11 protein-coding genes, 2 tRNA genes and 1 pseudogene are annotated in these 18136 nt (G+C 65.9%); 9 read left to right on the forward strand and 5 right to left on the reverse strand.

Going from position 1 to position 18136, the window contains the following annotated elements; genetic code table 11:
• Both NBZ85_RS12320 and NBZ85_RS12325 read right to left on the reverse strand, forming a co-directional pair.
• Nucleotides 1-634 (reverse strand): FHA domain-containing protein (locus tag NBZ85_RS12320; protein WP_261561964.1); only part of this gene is annotated, 634 nt, incomplete at its 3' end.
• Between the two features lie 559 nt (nt 635-1193).
• Nucleotides 1194-1832: a TetR/AcrR family transcriptional regulator gene (locus tag NBZ85_RS12325; RefSeq protein WP_261557089.1), complete on the reverse strand. Its 639-nt coding sequence runs from the start codon at nt 1830-1832 to the stop codon at nt 1194-1196.
• A gap of 247 nt (nt 1833-2079) precedes the next feature.
• Between NBZ85_RS12325 and NBZ85_RS12330 the strand changes: the two genes are divergently transcribed.
• Both NBZ85_RS12330 and NBZ85_RS12335 read left to right on the forward strand, forming a co-directional pair.
• On the forward strand, nt 2080-2859 hold the full coding sequence (locus NBZ85_RS12330) for an SDR family oxidoreductase (RefSeq protein WP_261557091.1): 780 nt from the start codon (nt 2080-2082) through the stop codon (nt 2857-2859).
• A 157-nt stretch (nt 2860-3016) separates the two neighbouring features.
• A tRNA-Thr gene (locus NBZ85_RS12335) sits at nt 3017-3092 on the forward strand.
• A gap of 434 nt (nt 3093-3526) precedes the next feature.
• Here the strand turns inward: NBZ85_RS12335 and NBZ85_RS12340 are convergent.
• Both NBZ85_RS12340 and NBZ85_RS12345 read right to left on the reverse strand, forming a co-directional pair.
• Nucleotides 3527-6919 carry a hypothetical protein gene (locus NBZ85_RS12340; RefSeq protein ID WP_261561965.1) on the reverse strand — a complete coding sequence of 1131 codons (3393 nt, stop codon included), beginning with the start codon at nt 6917-6919 and terminating at the stop codon, nt 3527-3529.
• A gap of 336 nt (nt 6920-7255) precedes the next feature.
• Nucleotides 7256-8590 (reverse strand): NsdA family TPR-like regulatory protein, encoded by a 1335-nt coding sequence (locus tag NBZ85_RS12345; RefSeq protein ID WP_261561966.1) that lies wholly within the window; start codon nt 8588-8590, stop codon nt 7256-7258.
• Between the two features lie 232 nt (nt 8591-8822).
• Between NBZ85_RS12345 and NBZ85_RS12350 the strand changes: the two genes are divergently transcribed.
• The 4 genes from NBZ85_RS12350 (at nt 8823) to NBZ85_RS12365 (ending at nt 11821) form a co-directional block, all read left to right on the forward strand.
• Nucleotides 8823-8969, forward strand: coding sequence for a hypothetical protein (locus NBZ85_RS12350; protein WP_261557098.1), 147 nt, complete (start codon nt 8823-8825; stop codon nt 8967-8969).
• 72 nt (nt 8970-9041) lie between these two features.
• Nucleotides 9042-10532 carry an MBL fold metallo-hydrolase gene (locus tag NBZ85_RS12355; protein WP_261561967.1) on the forward strand — a complete coding sequence of 497 codons (1491 nt, stop codon included), beginning with the start codon at nt 9042-9044 and terminating at the stop codon, nt 10530-10532.
• Complete coding sequence (locus tag NBZ85_RS12360; protein WP_261557102.1) at nt 10529-11398, forward strand: hypothetical protein; 870 nt, start codon at nt 10529-10531, stop codon at nt 11396-11398. The genes NBZ85_RS12355 and NBZ85_RS12360 overlap by 4 nt, the downstream gene beginning before the upstream one ends.
• A gap of 60 nt (nt 11399-11458) precedes the next feature.
• Entirely contained in the window at nt 11459-11821 is a 363-nt protein-coding gene (locus NBZ85_RS12365) for a VOC family protein (RefSeq protein ID WP_261561968.1), read from the forward strand.
• A gap of 478 nt (nt 11822-12299) precedes the next feature.
• Here NBZ85_RS12365 and NBZ85_RS12370 read toward each other — a convergent pair.
• A tRNA-Thr gene (locus tag NBZ85_RS12370) sits at nt 12300-12372 on the reverse strand.
• Nucleotides 12373-12803: 431 nt separating this feature from the next.
• Between NBZ85_RS12370 and NBZ85_RS12375 the strand changes: the two are divergent.
• The 3 genes and pseudogenes from NBZ85_RS12375 to NBZ85_RS12385 form a co-directional block, all read left to right on the forward strand.
• Nucleotides 12804-13334 (forward strand): annotated as a pseudogene (locus tag NBZ85_RS12375) (IS5 family transposase); the annotation flags it as partial.
• 158 nt (nt 13335-13492) lie between these two features.
• The gene (gene fxsT / locus NBZ85_RS12380; protein ID WP_261561969.1) at nt 13493-16660 is read left to right on the forward strand and encodes an FxSxx-COOH system tetratricopeptide repeat protein; all 3168 of its coding nucleotides are present in this window, start codon (nt 13493-13495) and stop codon (nt 16658-16660) included.
• A gap of 1037 nt (nt 16661-17697) precedes the next feature.
• Nucleotides 17698-18136: TCP-1/cpn60 chaperonin family protein (locus NBZ85_RS12385; protein WP_308205174.1), on the forward strand; the 439-nt coding region annotated here is incomplete at its 3' end.

The raw sequence follows: 18136 nt of genomic DNA on the forward strand, positions 1-18136 counted from the left end.
GCTGGATACGGCGGCCGTCGAGGAACGTGCCGTTCGCGGAGTCCAGATCGACGAGGTCGACGTGCGGGCCGCGGACGAGCAGCGAGGCGTGGTGGCGCGAGGCAAGCAGGTCGGTGATGACGATGTCATTGTCACGGGCGCGACCGATCGTCATCGTCCCCGGGCGCAGCGGGTAGGTGGCGCCGCGCTCGTGCTCGCGATCCAGCCGGGTACGGCCGCCGCTCTCAGCCTGGTTCGACGTGCGCGGCGGGGTGTAGCCGGTCTGGTTGGGCAGCATGGTCTGCATGTCCGCGCCCCCGCCAGCGGGGTCGCCGGACGAGGACCGCTGCGCGGGAAGCTCGGCGAGGACGATGACCTCGGGGCCGGTCGGTGTGCCCAGCCGGAACCGCGTCTCGCCGCCGACCTCGACCATGTTCAGCATCCGGCTGCCGTCGAGCCAGGTGCCGTTGGAGCTGACGTCCCGCACGGCCCAACCGTGGTCCGTCTCCTCGATCATCAGATGCTGCCGGGAGACCCGACTGTCCGCGATCACATGGTCCGCGTTGCGCGCCCGGCCGATGATGAACCGCGGCCGCCCCACGGAAACGATCACCTGGCCGGCCTCGCTCGTCACCTTCAGAACCGCCGTGGACACGTTTCTCCCCCTTCAGGACGAAACGCCGGCCGGACAGCCCCGCCGAGTTCCACGAACCTTTTCGGTCCCACGGCCATCAAGCAAGCCCGACCCGAAGCTGAAGACGGAAAAGACCCGCTCTGTCCGCCGGCGGCCAGCCCTTCTGGGACCGGTACACCCCAACTCCTGGACGCTCCCGGGCCAAAGGACGCGTAGTACCGCGGTGGCACTACCGGACCAACCTCGCCCGGATCAACCTCGTCACATCGAGTCTGCCCCATTGCCGTGCCGACGGCGTCGCTCACCGTCATCTGATGTCCTGCTCATCATGCTGTTGGAGCGGCGATATGGAACGAGAGATCGCAATCCCGCCATCGTCGACTGGGTTTTCCCCGAGATTCGGGCGTGTTTGACCGCCGGTCCCGACCACCCTGTCGCAGACCTGACCAAGGAACGGATCAACCGCCGACCCGTCCTCGGCGGTTTGCTCAACAAGCACGAACAAGCCGCGTAAAGCGCCAGGTCAACGCCGGTGGCCGGGTTCTGGCACCCCACAGGCCTCCAAGCGGGCGGGCCAGGTTCAGGCAGGGTCAGGCGGGCGTGGACCGCTCAGGGGCCACGACGTCATCGCCGCCTCGACCACCCCGAGCAGTTCTTCGGCGCTGGCGCCGTCGCGCGCCTGCTGGGACAGGCCCTGCAGCACCGCCCCGGTATAGCGGGCAAGCGTGTCGGCGCCGATGGTGGGGGCGAGTACCCCGGCGGCCATATCCGCCGCGATCCGCTCGCGCAGAGCGGCCAGATTCGCCTCGCGGCGGTCCCGCAACAGTGCCTCGACGTCAGCCGAGCTCGCCGCGCAGGCCACGGCCGCGCTTAGCACGAGGCAGCCGCGCGGGCGCCCGGGTCGGGTGTACTCGACCGCCGCGGATCGCAGGGCGCGGCGGACCCCACGACGAACCGTCGGCTCCGCCACCAGCGCCTCCTCGAAGAACCCGCCGAAGCTGTCCAGGTAGGCGTCGAGCGCCTCCCGGAACAACGCGCGCTTGTCGCCGAAGGCGGCGTACAGGCTCGGCGCAGCGATACCCATCCGCGTTGTCAGCTCGGACACCGAGACGCCGTCGAACCCGCGACGCCAGAACTCGAACATCGCGACCTCGAGCGCCTTCGCGCGGTCGAACCCGCGTGGTCGGCCAGGACGGGGCATCGAGTCGGCTGCAGCCACCACACCATTCTATAGCGTTCCCTAAAGTATCCAACGCTCCAGCGTCTCGGACCCCATCACTCCACAGCACGCACCCGGGACCCCGGCACGGACGCGTGACGGCGGCAGGGTCACACGTGCCGCCGTCACGTGACGCAGACATATCGACTCACGATCCGCTGCCAGGACGTCACCGACGCCTGCTACGGTGCCATCCAGAGATTTTTAGTGATCGATAAAGATCTAGAGTGGGCGAGGAGAAACGCGGATGGCAGGCATCGATGGCAGGCTGACAGGCAAGATTGCGCTGGTCACGGGCGCGAGCCGCGGGATCGGCAAGGCGATCGCCCTGCGTCTCGCACAGGAGGGCGCGCTGGTCGCAGTGCACTACGGCCGAGACGAGACCGCCGCGAAGGAAACCGTCACCCGGATCGTCGACGCCGGTGGTCGAGCCTTCGCACTCCGTGCCGAACTGGCGGACCCCGACGCCGCCGACACCCTGTGGGCGGGCTTCGACGCCGGTATCGCCGAGCTGCACGGCGAGCCTGGCGTGGACGTCCTCGTCAACAACGCGGGCATCTCCTCTTCCCCCGACCTGAGCGGCACCGGCGTCGAGGAGTTCGACCGCGTCTTCGCCGTCAACGTCCGAGCGCCGTTCTTCGTCATCCGGGGAGCCCTAGGGCGGCTGCGGGACGAGGGGAGGATCATCAACATTGCCTCGGGAGCGACCCGCATCGCCTCGCCGCCGATAGTCACGTATGCGATGAGCAAGGGAGCGTTGAACACGCTGACTTTCACCCTGGCGAAGGAGCTGGGTCCGCGCGGGATCACCGTGAACTCCGTGTCGCCCGGGATCGTCGACGTCGACAGCAACGCCGCATGGCTGCGCAACGATCCGGAGCAGCTCACGCAGTGGAGCTCGTTTTCCGCCTTCAACCGGGTAGGTCAGCCGGCCGACATCGCCGACGTGGTGTCCTTCGTCGCCTCGGACGAGGCCCGGTGGATCACCGGGCAGGTCCTCGACGCCACCGGCGGCGCGCATCTGTGATCGGTGCTCTGCGAAGCAGAGCCCGAACCTGCCCCGGCCGGTCGGCGGGCCCTCCATACCCGGACGCGTGTTCGGGCATGGAGGGACGCTCTGTGCCGCGCCCACATCCGGCGCCTCGACCGGCGGCGACACAGGGTCGGGTATCGACGAGGCACCAGCCGGTGTGGCGCAACTGGTAGCGCACTCGAGTTGTAATCGAGTGGGTAGGGCTTCCCCTCTCCTTGTCGACTCCAGGCATACCCGTCTTGACCTGCGGGTTTACGGCTGCAAAGATCGTCTACGTCGCCGCCAAGATCGAATATGGGCTCATTATGGGCTCATTCCGCACGACTCTGTCGATCAATCGTTCACAAGCAGCCCTCTAGGCGATGCCTGGAGTGGGCCGCGTACAGCCGACCACTGCGAGGGCTCCACCCCAGGGTGATCCTTAGGCCCGCCGCGAGGGCAAGGGGCTTTCGACAATCGAACGCACGGACAACGGTGACGGACAGTTACAGCGAACACTTCTTGCCGATCGGACAGGTGTCAAGATTCAGGTGGGATGAGCGAGTGGTCCGACGCCTGTGCCCTCTCGGCGCATCGGACGCCCGAGGCTGGGCGACTACGGGGTTCACGTAGGGGCGGCCGAGGCGAGGATCCTCTCGCATCCCGGGCCGGGGTCTACCCACTACCTGTTATCATCCAGACTTTTTCCGCTAAAAGAATAGTCGCCGAACACCTTGGCGAGCAGCTCTCCTGCGACCTCAGTCGGATCGGGCGGCGCATAGCGACATTTTCTACATCCGCCTCTTGCAGTATCATTGACCTCGCCACAATCCGCGCAGATCCAATCCCACGAAAGAGATTCGGCAATCTCCTTCAAATACTCCGCCGCCGCCGAAATGCGCGTTTCTGCTATTCTATGCAAGGCCGCAGTAGCAACGTAGCGGTCCTGGTCTCTAGCCAGAGTATGCAGCAGCGGGTCTAGCTGCTCATCGATGGCGGCCGGGAGCGCTTCGGCAGCCACAAGCCGCAGCGTGGCGTTTTCTGAGATCGCCCACTCCGCCAGCGGTTCGTAATCCTTTTGGTGCGCCAAGGAATGCGCGACGAGCGCCTGATACTGACGGCTGGACTGCAGTCGCACCAGGGCACTCTCGAGCGATGGGATCGCAAGCTCTGGAGGGGCTTCTGCGAGAGCTGCGGCCGCCACGCGGGCAGTCTCCCAGCCTTTGAACAGGGAATCGGTCAAGATGCTCACGGCAGCCTCAGGGTCGCCGATCTGCGACCAGTGGTCCAAGTCCCGATAGTTGGATTTGATGTTCAGTGCGCTGAATGCGACTTCTCCAGATTGGTCCACCCGTTCCTGCGCGATACGCGCCTCCGCCGCGAGCCGATCTTGATCAAATCCACCAAGTTCGCAAATTACATCAACAAGCGCAAGCCAGGAAGAGCGCTCTCCGAGCTTCGGCCACGCGCTCAGCATGTCGAGCCCCAGGGTCTGATACAGGTCTGCGAGCTCGTCGAGTTTCGATGCATGCGCAGCCGTCAGGATTGCTCCACCATCTTTAGCGAGATGGCTCAGGAATATTTCTGGAATATTTCTCTCGTAATTCGAGAGGCTGGATAGGGCACGATTCATCATGTTTGACTGTTCGGTGAGGACAGCGTCGGAAACGTCGTTCAGTCCTGCGCGCTGAAGCGCGTCGATTAGCTTTCGATTCAAGTCGACGCTGACCTCTGCAAGGAGGTCTAGGACGAGTCCTGTTGCTTCCTCGACCCGACCGAGAAGCCTACGTGCGGCCTGTTCGATGATTTTCTCGTGAAAGGCATCTCGGGGATGTACACGAAAGCGCGCCATCGGGAGAACCCCTCGCGGCTTTCGTGGCCCCAGAACCCCCCGAACACGAAGAGCGTCCAAGAGAATAACCTGATCGGCCACTGTACCGCTTGGCCGTGCAAGCGAAAGAGCCGCACGGGCTATCGCCTGATAATTGCGCCCATAATTTTTTAACACTTTTTCCAGGTCGAGTATCGAGCTTTCCCCGCCAATCACGTCAATCATCGCGACGAAGGTCTCCCAGCCCTGTAAGTCAGGTCTTGCAGCATGCTCGGCCATCGCGAAGAGAAGTCGCTCCCGATCCTCACCGGATACAGGAGCCTGCTGATGTATTGCAGTGGCTGCTGCGATGAGCAGGTCCTGACTGCCGGTTTCGCATGCCGTCGTAATCAGCCTCTCACCTAAGGTAGCGCTTAGCGCTGCGCCGAGAATCAAAGGTTCATAGCGCCGGTCACGGATGCGCGCGTCGACCCATGCTGCCGCTTCACTCGGCGGCAGCATTTTAGCGCCAATTGCTTCACCGATATCGAGGAAAAGTTCGATCCGCGGCGCAACTATTTCTTCGGAACCGTGAATGACGAAGATTCCGATCTCGTCCCAGAAGTGGACAATGGAGCTTGCCACGGAGGCGGCTATCCCTCTGCGAAGCTCCCAGTCGCGGACCAAGTTGACAGTGATCGCGTCGTGGACTGTGGTGAGCGATGCATGGCCACCACCATCTCCAAGGACTCTGGCTTCAACGGCAAATGCGGCGAGCATCGCGTTCGCCGCATGGGGATCTCCGAGCGGTCCGAGACGAAGGCCAGGGCCACGTTGTGCCTCGCGACGGTGCACCGCCGCTTCGACGATTCCATAAAGGATCTGGGCGCGGGCTGTCGGGAGCTTACCGTCACCGCGACCTGCTGCGAGCAACGCAAGCAGGACTGGCATCAGCGGTGTCTCCCGCACGGCGCGATCGTGTTGGAGGACGTTCCCGACCCACTCGATCCGATGCTCCACCCACGAACCTGCCGGATCGATACTACGAGCAGCCGCGGCTGCGTTGAGGATAGCGCGGACAGCCCGTTCTGGTTCCCGCGGCTCGATCAGCCGAACGTCGTCCCAGCCGAGCGTGGACGCCTGGGCATAAGCAACGTCTCGTGTAGCCAAAAGTATCGGTACATCGGGATGCAAATGACCACATAGGCCCTCTATCTCCGTGACAACCGCATCCCGGCGATCATGTGTCTCGTCGAGGGAGTCAAGAAGAACAGCTGTCGCACCAGACGTCAAACCTTGCTCGAGGGTCTCACGGACGAAAAGCCGATCACCCGCAGGCACGTCCTTCACCGCGGTATCCAACATCCGGTCCGCGAAGCCCTGAGATCGGCACCGGGCATCCACGTCGCGCAGCGATACCACCAGTGGCAGCGGCGCACCGGCAACATCGACAAGCACCGCCGCTGCGGCCGCAACGGCAACGCTCTTTCCCCCACCCGGCAGACCGGTCAGCAGCACCCGAGACCTTCGCAACAGTGACCAGGCCAAAGGCTCCCTATCACGGCGATCCGCGCCCTCCGGGACGGAGTCCACCGACGCGTCGAGTTCGTGCAGGGGAATACGAGGGAGAGCAGCCCCGAGGGACCGCAGCTCTACCACGGTGCCCCGCGACTTAAGGTCATCCCGGTATCGGTCGATCGCGGCAGCCCGCCGGGCGACCTCTGCTGCCGGAGTACCGGAGCCAGTAATGTGATTGCCGTCCTCTTGCAGCAGCCGCACCCAACCCTCGACGGTGAAACCACCTCGCAGACGAGCTACTCGACCAGATTTGTGAACCAGGTCACGCCATGCGCGTCTTGCCGTATCCCCGCCGCCGACCACGTGTCCAAGGAGATGTCGGGCGTGGCTGGCTCCCTGCGAATGCTCATCTTCCACGTCGAGAATCATGATTACAGCGCAGCGATGCACTCGCGTGCGTTGCTCTTCGGAAAGATCCGAGAGCAGCGCGTCGAGTTTAGTCAGATTGTCACTCTCTTTCTGGGTGAACGCGCCGGGCTGGTCCGTCTTGCACCGCTCGAGCGCCTTCGCGAGCGACATCACAGGGCCGCTGGCCTTACCCGTGACAAGCACCAGCCGGTCGCAGCCCGGGTCAAGTCCCGCCCGTGCTGCCGCGCTCCATTGCGCCACGGCCGAGCGAAAATTCTTATCCAAGCCCAGTGTGCGCTTCGCCTGAACCTGCGCTACACGATCATCGCGGAGCGTCACTCTGACGTCATCAACGTACTCGTCCGTCTCGACCGCAACGGCGGACACACGCGCCTGAGCAAGCTCGAACCCAAATCCTGGGAGAGGCTCTCCCGCCAGCGCATGCGCGACCGCATACGCTGCGACCGCCCGGCGGTACTCAACCCCCCCGTCGTCGCTGGCGCCCCCAATCGGCCCCGCGAGGGCCGCTGTCGAACTCGGCCTAGCCATATGATCAGGCTACTGTCACGTCCGACCACGATTCGGACGACGAAGACCACCCGGTCCCGATGTCGGCCGCCGGGGACCCGGCGGACGGCCGAACAGCACCACCAGGCCGGCATCGGTCACGATCGTCTACACGTGTACGTCGGCCGTCCCGGCGTGGATCGACGACAACAACCGGTCCGCTCGGGCCACCGTCGGGTCCGTGCGAGCCGTCTGCCAGCGGTTGCGGATCTGGCCGAGCGTGCGGCGCAGGCGCTCGGACTTCACCGCCGCCAGGTCTTCGGCCAGGCCCAGCAGTGTCGCCGCGGCGGCTTCGGGTTGATGCCGCTGGAGTTGGACCGTCGCGAGCCGGGTTCCCACGAGCGCGCGGGTGCGTCGCTCCGCCGGTTTCCGGGCGGCGACTGATGCGGCGAGGTGTGTCTCCGCGCCGGGTAGGTCGCCGAGGTTCAGCAAGGTCAGGCCCGCTTGGTGTTCGTAGCCTTCTCGCCGGTAGTTCCCGGTCCACTCGGTGGCGGGTGGGCTGTCTGCGTGTTCGAGGTCGGTTTCGGTGCTGGTCAGCAGGCGGATCGCGCGGCGCGGGTCGTGGCCGGTGGCGGCCAGGGCTTCGGCGCGCATCCCGGTCACCCATGCGCGTGTGCGGGTGGGTACGCCGCCGCGTAGTGCGTCGGCGGAGGCGTCGGCGAGGGCGAGTCCGTGGGACGGGTGGCCGAGTTCGACGGCTTGTGAGGCCAGGGAGCGTAGGGCGGTGGCGCGCATCAGGGGTGCGTCGGCTTCGGTGGCGAGTCGGACGGCCTGGATGTAGTACCGCTGCGCGAGACCGGGTTGTAGATCGTCTGCGGCCATCCAGCCGGCGAGGTAGGTGACTTCGGCGGCGGCGGCGAAGAGGTCGGGGCGGATCTGGCCGGCGGCGACCTGCAGGAGTGGTGCGACGTCGTGGACCAGGTAGGCCGCGACTGCCGAGCGGGCGTGGCCGCCGCCGTAGAGGTCGTCGACGTCGCCGAAGACCTGTGCCATCGCTCGGATGCGGGCGACGTCGGCCGGGCCGACCCGGGCGGTAGTTCGGGTCTGGAGGGCGAGGCGGGTTGCGGTTGTTGGGGGGAGGGTCGCTGCGGCCAGGGAGTAGAGGCCGGCGGTGATTGTGGTGCGCCGATCGAGCATGTCTGTCCGTCCCAGGCGGGTGACCCATGCGACGGGGTCACCGCCCCAGGGGTCGTCGGGTCGCGTTCCGCGGGCTGTATGACCTGGGGGCCAGCCTAGGTCTGCCGGGGTGATGCTCGGCTTGTCCAGGAGTCTGGCGAACGCTTCGGTCACTGCGGGGATGATGCCCGGCAGTGGGGTCGAGCCGTTGAGCCAGCGTGCCAGCGATGCGGCCGAGCACTGCGTCTGGGAGCCGTTCTCGCGGCTGACGCGGTTGATGGTGGCGGCGATGGCGTTGTAGGTATGGCCCGTCTGGTCGATAAGCAACGCTAACGCAGCGTTCTGTACAGGCGTGGTGCGGGGTCGCGGCATCTGTCCTTCCCCTCTTCTGCCCGGTGTGCCCGTCAAGGATGCCGGTTCGCGGAATACGAAGCAATACGCGAGATACCACGAGAAACGTTTCGGGCTGTTCCTGCGGCGCGTTGAAGGCTTTCCTGATGAGGCAATCCCATGGGGCGGCAGTGGGCCGTTCCGGGTGACGTTCCCGAGGAGCGTGCACATGAGTACCAGCACGAAGCCGGCCACCGCGGCGCCGGCCGCGCCGATCACGCCGACCGTGGCGGCCGTCCAGGCGTTCCAGCGGCGGGTCGCCGCGTTCGCCGGGACCGGCGTGACCAGCACCGCTCTGGTCGCCTACCACCGGTAGACGACTGCTCCGGGCGGGGGCCGCGATCTGCCGGTGCGGCCCCCGCCTTCCCATCCCTGTAGAGGAGCCTTGATGCGTTCCGCTGTCGAACTGACGTTCATCGGTCATCAGAGTTGGCACGTCCGGTCCGGTGACGCGGTCGTGCTCGTCGACCCGATCCTGACCTCCACGTTCGGCGCGGGCGCGGTCGATTTCCCGATCTGGCCGCCGCGCACCGTCGACCATCGGGCGATGCCCGCCCCGGACGCGGTCGTCCTCACCCACGAGCATCTGGACCATCTGCACTTCGCGTCGCTTTCGCTGCTGGACCGGTCGGTGCCGATCCACACCGGACACACCCTGCCCGCCGCGGTGGTCGACGCGCTGGCCACGCTGGGGTTCAGCGTGCACCGGCACGACCACGCGACGCCGGTCGCCGTCGGCGATCTGGAGGTGTTCCTGTTCCCGGCTGGTGCGCGCACCCTGTTCTGGGAGAGCCGGGTCGTGCAGCCGGTGATCCGCCGGGCCGGTTGTGACCGGGACGTGTTCATCGGCGTCGACGCTGACATCTCCGACCTGTATTTGGAACAGATCCGCCTGGGAGGGATGCCGATCCCGGGTCTGGTGGTCGTGTCCAACAACACCCAGTCCGTGCCGTACGGCGCGCTCGGCGCCGACGTCAACCTGCTTCCCGGGCTCGACCGGCCCCGGAGCCGCACCACCGGTATCCAGGCCCTGCACACCCTTCTGATCGACTACCTGGAGCCGCTCGACGGCGTGCCCGACGTCGCGCTGTGCGGAAACGGCTTCACCGCCCCCCGCTCGCCGCACGGACCGTTCCTCTACGCCGATCATCGTGCGCTCGCCGAGCATGCGAACGCGCTGCAGCACCTGTTCCGGGTCCATGGCCCCCGGCCCGGCGACCAGCTCGTCATCCCCGACCAGGGCCCCATCGTCGCGGACACCGCCGCCGACTGGGTCACCATTGACCTCGCTGCCGAGCGCGCGGGTGTCGATGCGCTCGACGCCTTCGTCGCCGGACCGCGGCCGGTCGAGCCGGCACCGGTCAGGCCGCCGGTCGGCTTCGAGGACCGGCCGGCTGCGGAACCGCTCGTGGCCGCCGAGCTGACGCGGCTCGCCCGGGAGCTGATCGCGACCCGGACCGGCGCGCTCGCGGTCGGACTGCACGACTATCTGAACGGCCCGCTCGACGGCCGGCGGCTGGTACTGCGCCTGCTCGACCCGCCGGACCGTCCCGACGAGGTCGCGACGTTCGCCTGGGACATCACCGGCCCGACGTTCGTGGCCGTCCCGGCGACGGGCCGGGACGAGGCCATGGCCACCTACCCGTTCGGGATCGAGATCTACTATCAGGATCTTGTCGCGCTGCTCGCCGGACGGATTCAGATCTGGGACATCGTCGGCGGCTCCTACCAGGGGTGGCACGTCGGCGAACGTCTCGACTCCCCGGTGTACGCCCTGTTTGCCGTCTACGGGGAACACCAGCGGCCCGACCTGGCCGCGCGCTGCTACGCCGAGAGCCTGGCCCGTCTCGACGAGACGCAGATACCGAGCATGCCGTGAGCGCGGTCGCCGCGGGCCCGCTGGCCGGCGCGGCTCGGGCCCGGCCGGACGGGTGGCTCGCCCAACCGCTCGGCACGGACCCGGCGACCGCGACGGAGCAGGCCAGGACGCTGCTCGCACTCCACCATCCTGACGTGGTCGGCCCGGTGCGCTGTCTGACCGCGCGGTATCGGTCCGCGACGTTCGCCGTCGGCAACCCCCCGCACGCGATCTTCAAGTGGCATGCGGATGAGGCCGCCTACCTCGGGGAACGGCTCGCCTACGACCTCCTGGCCGCCGAGCAGGTAGTACCGGCGCTGCAAGGTAGCTGCGACGAATCCCGGACCCTGCTCGTCGGCTACCTGCCCGACGCGGCGGACCTGGCCGACCCGGATCTGTTCGACGACCTGATCGGCGCGGTGGTGCGCGTGCACACCGCGTCCGCGCGATGGAATCCCACCGTCCGCGAGGCGATGGCCCGGTGGCGGACTGCCGCCGCGCTCGCCAGCGATCCGCCATGGGTGGACGACCCGAAGGCGTGGCGGCGGATGCTGCTCCTCGTCGCGGCCGCTCACGGGCCAGCGCACGTCCCGTTGGGAAATCTCGACCTGGCCGCCGACCATGTCCGCCGCCACCCGGACGGGCGCCTCGCGCTGGTCGACGTCGAGACTCTCCGCCCGGACGTGACCGGCCTGCCGGACGTGGTGACCCTCGCCTACCTCGCCGCCCAGACAGGGCATGCCCATCCAGGGCCGTGGGTGCGGGCCCGGTACGTCCGTCACCTTCGCCGGGCAGGGGCGAACTGGGCCGATCGGGACCTGGTCGCAGCCCTCGGGAACTTCGCGGAAGCGACCGGGCTAACGTCGCTGCACGGGCTCGACTTGTGATCGCCTGGAGGTTCGGTGACGGCTGTGTGGCCTCCTCAGATCACCGTTGCCGGGAGAGGCGTGGCTGTGTTCGGACCTGTCACCACCGTCATGACGTTCGCCGACGATCCGGAGAAGTCCGCGCGCTGGTGGGCCGGCCTGCTCGGCGCCGAGGTCCATCTCGATGTCGACGGGGATTCGGTCTATGCCTGGTTGAACGTCGCCGGTGTCGAGGTCGGGTTCCACCAGGCGGACGACGATCGCAATCCGCGTGGCGGATCACCCGTCGTGTACTGGTCGGTCGCCGATCTGGACACGGCCCGCGAGCGGCTGCTTTCGGCTGGCTGCGTGCACCATCGGGGTCCGCTTCTCGTAGCCGAAGGCCGGCGGATCGCTCAGGTCGTCGACCCGTTCGGCACGATCGTCGGCGTGGAAGGGCCCTAAGAAGAGAGCGGCAAGGCGTTGGCGAGTGGCCACCGGGCGACGTCCGCCACGTCGACACCTCGATGACGGTCGACGCGATCTTCTGTTGGCGGGGCTGCCGTGTGTGGAGGGCGACAGATGGAACCTCGCCGCCCGCACAGACGCCTCGGCCCACCTGCTCAGCGACGTACTCCCAAACATGATCGTCGCTGTCGATCGCAGGCTGCGGCTGCCCGCTGGCTGGGCTCGACGCCGTCGCCGAGCATCGTGGCGCCGACTCGCGTTCGGACGCCGGATAGCAAACAACGCCTGCATGAGGCTGCATACGCCACGTCACCGAGGGCCACTACTAGCGCCCAGACTGCCTCAGCGACGCGGGCACCGCCACCGAAGCCAGTGCCTACAAGGCGGTCGCCTGCTGCGCCTTGGCTACCAGCCATAACGGTTCGGCGTGGTACCACCCGGGGCCGATCGACATGATCGAACGGCGACTTACCAGAGCCGGTGAGGGGACTCGAACCCCTAACCGCTCGATTACAAGTCGAGTGCGCTACCAATTGCGCCACACCGGCTGGTGCCTCGACGATACCCGACCTTGTGCCGCCGACGGTCGAGGTGCCGGATGTGGGCGCGGCACCGAGCATCCGTCGATGCCCGAGCACGTGTTCGGGCATCGAGGACCTGCCGTCCGGGCCGGGGCAGGTCCGGGCTACGCCTCGCATAGCACCGAGACGACACTCATGCCGAGTGCCGAGATGAGCAGACGGTGGCGGATGTGTCACCGGACGCTCGTCGCGTGGTCCTGGTCGGGCGGGTCGATCATTCGGTCTGCCCGCCACGCGGGTACGCCAGACGTTCCGTGACCGGGAGCATCATGACCATCGCCGGACCGGGCCCTGGGTCCGCGACCTAGCAGCGCCGTTCCGCTGGGTCGATAGTCCTCGCCATCCTGACCGACACCGTCGCAGGGGAGCCGCGACAGCGCCGTCTGATGGACACCGCCCGGCGTCGGCGCAAAGTCCGGTTGACCGCTGCTCTGCTGGGACGGTCGAGGGGCGGGCAGACCAGCAAGGTCCACCTCGCCGCGGACCGGCGGTGCCGTCCGTTGGCGTTCGTTCTGACCGTGGGGCAGGCAGCGGACAGCCCGCAGTTCATCGCGGTGCTGGCGAAGGTACGGGTCCCCGGGCCGGTCGGCCGTCCCCGTACCCGACCCGACGCGGTCGCCGGGGACAAGGCCTACTCGTCGCGTGGCAACCGCGCCCACCTGCGCGCACGGGGCATCAAGGCCGTCATCCCGGAGAAGGCCGACCAGGCTGCCAACCGGACGAGGAAGGGCGCCAGGGGCGGGCGGCCTGTCCGCTACGACGCCGAGCTGTACAAGGAACGGAACACCGTCGAACGTCTAATCAACAAGATGAAGGCCTGGCGGGGCATCGCCACCCGCTACGACAAGACCCCGGGTAGTTACCTCGCTGGTCTCCACCTCCGCGCCTCGATGATCTGGATCAGGGAACTCACCCGAACCACCCCCTGATCACAACCAAATACGCGCCCTAGGTCTGACCGGCAGCCACCCCGGCCGCTGGCATGCTCCGCCTTCGCCGAACGCAACAGCGCCGGAGCAAGCCGCCGGTATCGTCGGTCGCGCCCCCCGTGACTCGATATCACATGTAGTGGATAATGACTGCTATGTTGGGGGACCGTGACAGCACTCCGGGATGGGACTTCTTCATCTCGTATACTGCCTCAGATCAGAAGTGGGCCGAGTGGATCGCCTGGCAGTTGGAATCCGCTGGCTATCAGGTGCTCATCCAGGCGTGGGACTTTGTGCCTGGATCAGACTGGCGGCTTAAAATGGAGCATGGCATCAAGCGCGCCACGCGTACCATTGCCATACTTTCCAAGGGATACCTAATATCAGTTTATGGTGGGGAGGAGTGGCGTGCCGCGCGGGCCGCCGACCCCGAGGGGCTGGAACGCAAACTCCTACCCATCCGCATCGAGGAGTGTAAACGTCCCGGGGTGCTCGACACTGTGGTGTCTGTCGATCTTTTCGATCTGCCTGCCCCCGATGCCTCCAGGCGACTCCTCGCTGCGGTAAGCGGAGCGATTCAGGGACGGACAAAACCCACCGTCGAACCTGACTTCCCAATTCGTCCGGGACAGCAGCAACGAGCATACGACACCACTACTGCCGATCTACGGCCACATCCACCAGCGTCACAGCAGACCGTGCGGACGACTTATGGAGCACCGATCGACTACGCCTCGAACGTCGAGGCAATAGACTCTGAAATCGAACCCGAATCTGCGGAGAAGTCGAGGAATATTGCAACTGGAATCAGTCCAATGCGCCCGACCGTATGGGGTAATGTTCCTCGCAGGAGTAAGAATTTTGCCGGCCGGGAGGAACTCCTGACGGAGTTGCGTCAACGTATGATTGGTGGCGACCAGGATACTGCCTCAATAATACTTCACGCTCTGCACGGCATGGCTGGAGTTGGTAAGACACAGCTCGCGATCGAGTATGTGTACCGCAATCAAAACGATTATGATCTCATCTGGTGGATCTCTGCCGATAGTTCCGTTTTGATTAGATCCCACTTGGCATCACTCGCGCCGCGACTTGGACTGATCGACCATGGGCCTCTCCGTACCGAGGATGCTGTCGCCCTAGTGCTAGACGCCCTACGTCGCGGCGAACCCTATACGCGGTGGCTACTGATCTTCGATAATGCCGATTCGCCGGAGTTGATCGAGGAGCTCATCCCATACGGCCCAGGTAGTGTGATTGTGACCTCGCGCGACCGGAGCTGGCTCAGCATCGCGGACGGCATTGAGGTCAACATTTTTTCGCGGCAGGAGAGCGTTCGATTCCTGCAGAAGCGGGCCCCGGGCATCCGCCCGGCAGATGTGGACAGGCTCGCCGAGGCGCTCGGCGATCTGCCTCTGGCCCTTGAGCAGGTAGGCGCACTCCATTTCGAGACTGGAATAGACACACAGACCTACCTTCGCCTACTTGAGGGGTCGGCGGGTAGGCTGCTCATGGAGAATCCGCCATCTAGATACCCGCCAGTCGCCGCCGCCTGGACTCTTTCCCTAAGCCGATTGGCGAAGAAGTCTCGGTTGGCGCTGGACTTGCTTTACCGATGCGCATTTCTGGGACCGGCACCGATCGCGCTGGAGCTGTTCGAACGCGGCCAGTACGTCCTGGATTCCGACTTCGCCATGGAGCTCCAAGATCCGCTAAAAGTCGGCGGCGCGATTCGGGAAATCGGCCGCTTTGCTCTAGCTCGCATCGACAACCATGCTCGGACTTTGCAGGTCCATCGGCTTCTCCAGACCGTCCTCCGTGAGCAGATGCCCGCCGAGGACCAGCAACGTATCCGGGGCGAGGTTTACCGGCTACTCGTCGCAGCAGACCCCGGGGAACCTGAAAGTATGGCCAACTGGCCGCAATTCAGCCAGCTGCTGCCGCACATCGCGCCCTCGCAGGTCTACCGGGCGAGCGAGCCGCCCGCGCGCCGACTGATCGAGAACATCACCCGGTACCTTCACCACGCTGGCGACCTCACTATCGGCCTAGCTGAAGCGGATCGAGCGCTGGACTGCTGGATTTCCGACTCGGGACCGGATGACCCCGACGTGCTCGTCTTGCAAGGTATCAAAGCGGACATTCTATGGATGCTCGGCCGATACCACGACGCCGACCAACTACGCCGGCCCACCCTCAACGCAATCACCCGAGTTCTCGGCGAGGACCATGAGGAAACCTTGCTGATTGTGAATGGCCATGGCGCGGACCTGCGTGCTCGCGGCGAGTTCGAACAGGCACGACAGCTTGACGAAGACTCTCTTCGCCGCCATCGGCTGATCTTCGGAGATGCCCATCAGGCTAGCCTCTTGGCAGCCAACAACCTGGCCGTCGACCTCAGCCTGATCGGCTCCTACGGGCGCGCCCTTGAAACCGACAAGTGTAACCTCAGCGACCGTCGCGCTCTGGCCGTTAGGGATGACGTCTGGACACTTCAGTCGATGATCGCGGTCGCCCGCGATTACCGACAAGCGGGTAGGTACCTAGAAGCCAGGACGCTTGCTGAGCAAACTTATCTCTCCTACCTGGATCTTGCGCGGTGCCGCGACTTGGCCGCCGACCATCCCCACATTTTGCTTGCCGCCAAGGATCTGTCGGTGGCACGGCGCAAGGCCGGCGACTTCGACGGTGCGCTGAATATAGCCCATGAGGCCTACGAGAAATACACCAACGCTCCACAGTTCGGTTCCGAACATCCCGCCACCCTCGCTGCCGCGGTCAGCCTAGGGAACGCACAGCGGGTGGCCAGTGACATGGATGAGGCGACCGAACTGCTCGAAAAGACCTTTCGAGGATTCCGCAACGTCCTCGGCGTCGACCATCCCTTCGCCCATGGCTGCGCGCTGAATCTCGCTCTGGTGTATCGGCAGCTCGGCCGAGTCGAAGAGGCCGAGAAGCTGCTGACCGATGCGCTGGCCGGCCTACAGGCCCGGCTGGGCGAACGACATCACTACACGCTGATCTGTGTGGCGAGCCTGGCCTCGGTGCGCGCGGTATTTGGGCACCCGGATGAGGCACTTGCTATGGGGGAACGAACCCTGGCCGAGTTCCGGGACCTGCTTGGTCCGGATCATCCACACACCCTATCCTGTGCGTCCAACGTGGCGCTGGACCTAGCTACTATCGGTAGGGAGGACGAGAGCGCGGAACTGTCTAAGGAAACCATGGGCCGCTACCGAGGGATCCTTGGCGAGACCCATCCGGACGTACAGGCGGAATTGCGCGCCGAGCGTCTCGACTTTGACTTCGAGCCGCCACATCTATAAAAAGGCGTTTGAGATCTTCGGTTAGAAGATTCTCTGTGGCGGGCGGGGTCTTGGTCCGCGGGCGGGTGTGTGTCGGTCGATGCGGCGGATCATGGTGGCAAGCATGGCCCAGCGGATCAACGATTCGGCATGGTCGGGGCGGCGTTCGTAGTCGCGGGCATGCCGCCGGCGGCTGGTGATCCATCCCAGGATTCGTTCCACGCCCTAGCGCCGTGGCAGGACGGAGAGGCCTTTCTGCCCGGCGGGTTTGCGCACGACCTGCACGGTGAGGGGCAGGATCCGGGCGGCCCAAGCGATGAAGCCGCCGGTGGAGCTCCCGTCGGCGAACACGAGTCGTAGCCGCCGGCCGGCGATGTAGCTGTCGAGCAGTGCCTGGCGTCCGCCGGCGGTGTCGTGTGTCGACGAGCACGGCCAGAGCGCGCGTGCGCGCGAAGATCAGGTCGCAGCCGATCACGGCCCTCTGGCATGGCATGGACGTGGGCTCATTGTGGGCACGGATGCTCCGGTACGGCGCGGCACCGGCGGGCACACTCCGGCATCGAGAACGCCGCGACCTGGGAAAACGGGGCACCGCCCGGCACGACGCGGCATCGCCCGGCACGTCTGCGTGCGACTTGTAATCGAGCGGTTAGGGGTTCGAGTCCCCTCACCGGCTCTGGTAGGTCGCCGTTCGATCGTGTCGATCAACCCCGGGCGGCGCCACCCGCACGATCGTCCGCTTCGCCGGCGGCCACGAAACCACCCGCGACCTCGGCACACCCGCATGGTCCACACTGCTGCCGTTGGCCTGGCTGGTCATGGTGTCGAGGACCCCACTTCAGGGTGGGATGCCGGCGGGCGCGGCTCCGACGTGGTGGTGACCTCGTTTTCGGAGGTTCTGCGGGCTATACAGTGGCTGGCACTCAGCGAGGTCGAGTGCCAATCCTCGGTGCGACGGGTGCCTGCATAAACGCCGAGCACCGTCCGCGGTGCCGGGCACCCCATCGATGACTGGTACCTCTCCGCGCAGGCTTGCCCCCCTGAGAGGACCATCACGCATGGCAAAGATGATCGCCTTCGACGAGGAGGCTCGGCGCGGCCTGGAGCGCGGCATGAACCAGTTGGCCGATGCGGTCAAGGTCACGCTCGGTCCGAAGGGTCGCAACGTCGTCCTGGCGAACAAGTTCGGTCTCCCCACGATCACCAACGACGGTGTGAGCATCGCCAGAGAGATCGAGCTGGAGAACTCCTACGAACGGATCGGTGCGGAGCTCGTCAAGGAAGTCGCGAAGAAGACCAACGACGTCGCGGGTGACGGCACCACGACCGCGACGATCCTGGCTCAGGCCCTGGTGCGGGAGGGCCTGCGTAACGTGGCCGCCGGCGCGAACCCGCTGGGCCTGAAGAAGGGCATCGAGGTCGCGGTCGAACGCGTCTCCGAGGAGCTCTCCAAGCAGGCCAAGGAAGTCGAGACCAAGGAGCAGATCGCCTCCACCG

This window comes from Frankia tisae, from assembly GCF_025403405.1.
GTDB classification, from domain to species: Bacteria; Actinomycetota; Actinomycetes; order Frankiales; family Frankiaceae; genus Frankia; species Frankia tisai.

Excerpts from the sequence above, each read along its gene's own strand:
- NBZ85_RS12330 (WP_261557091.1), top strand. The coding sequence starts at position 2,080 with ATGGCAGGCATCGATGGCAGGCTGACAGGCAAGATTGCGCTGGTCACG.
- NBZ85_RS12350 (WP_261557098.1), top strand. The coding sequence starts at position 8,823 with ATGAGTACCAGCACGAAGCCGGCCACCGCGGCGCCGGCCGCGCCGATC.
- NBZ85_RS12355 (WP_261561967.1), top strand. The coding sequence starts at position 9,042 with ATGCGTTCCGCTGTCGAACTGACGTTCATCGGTCATCAGAGTTGGCAC.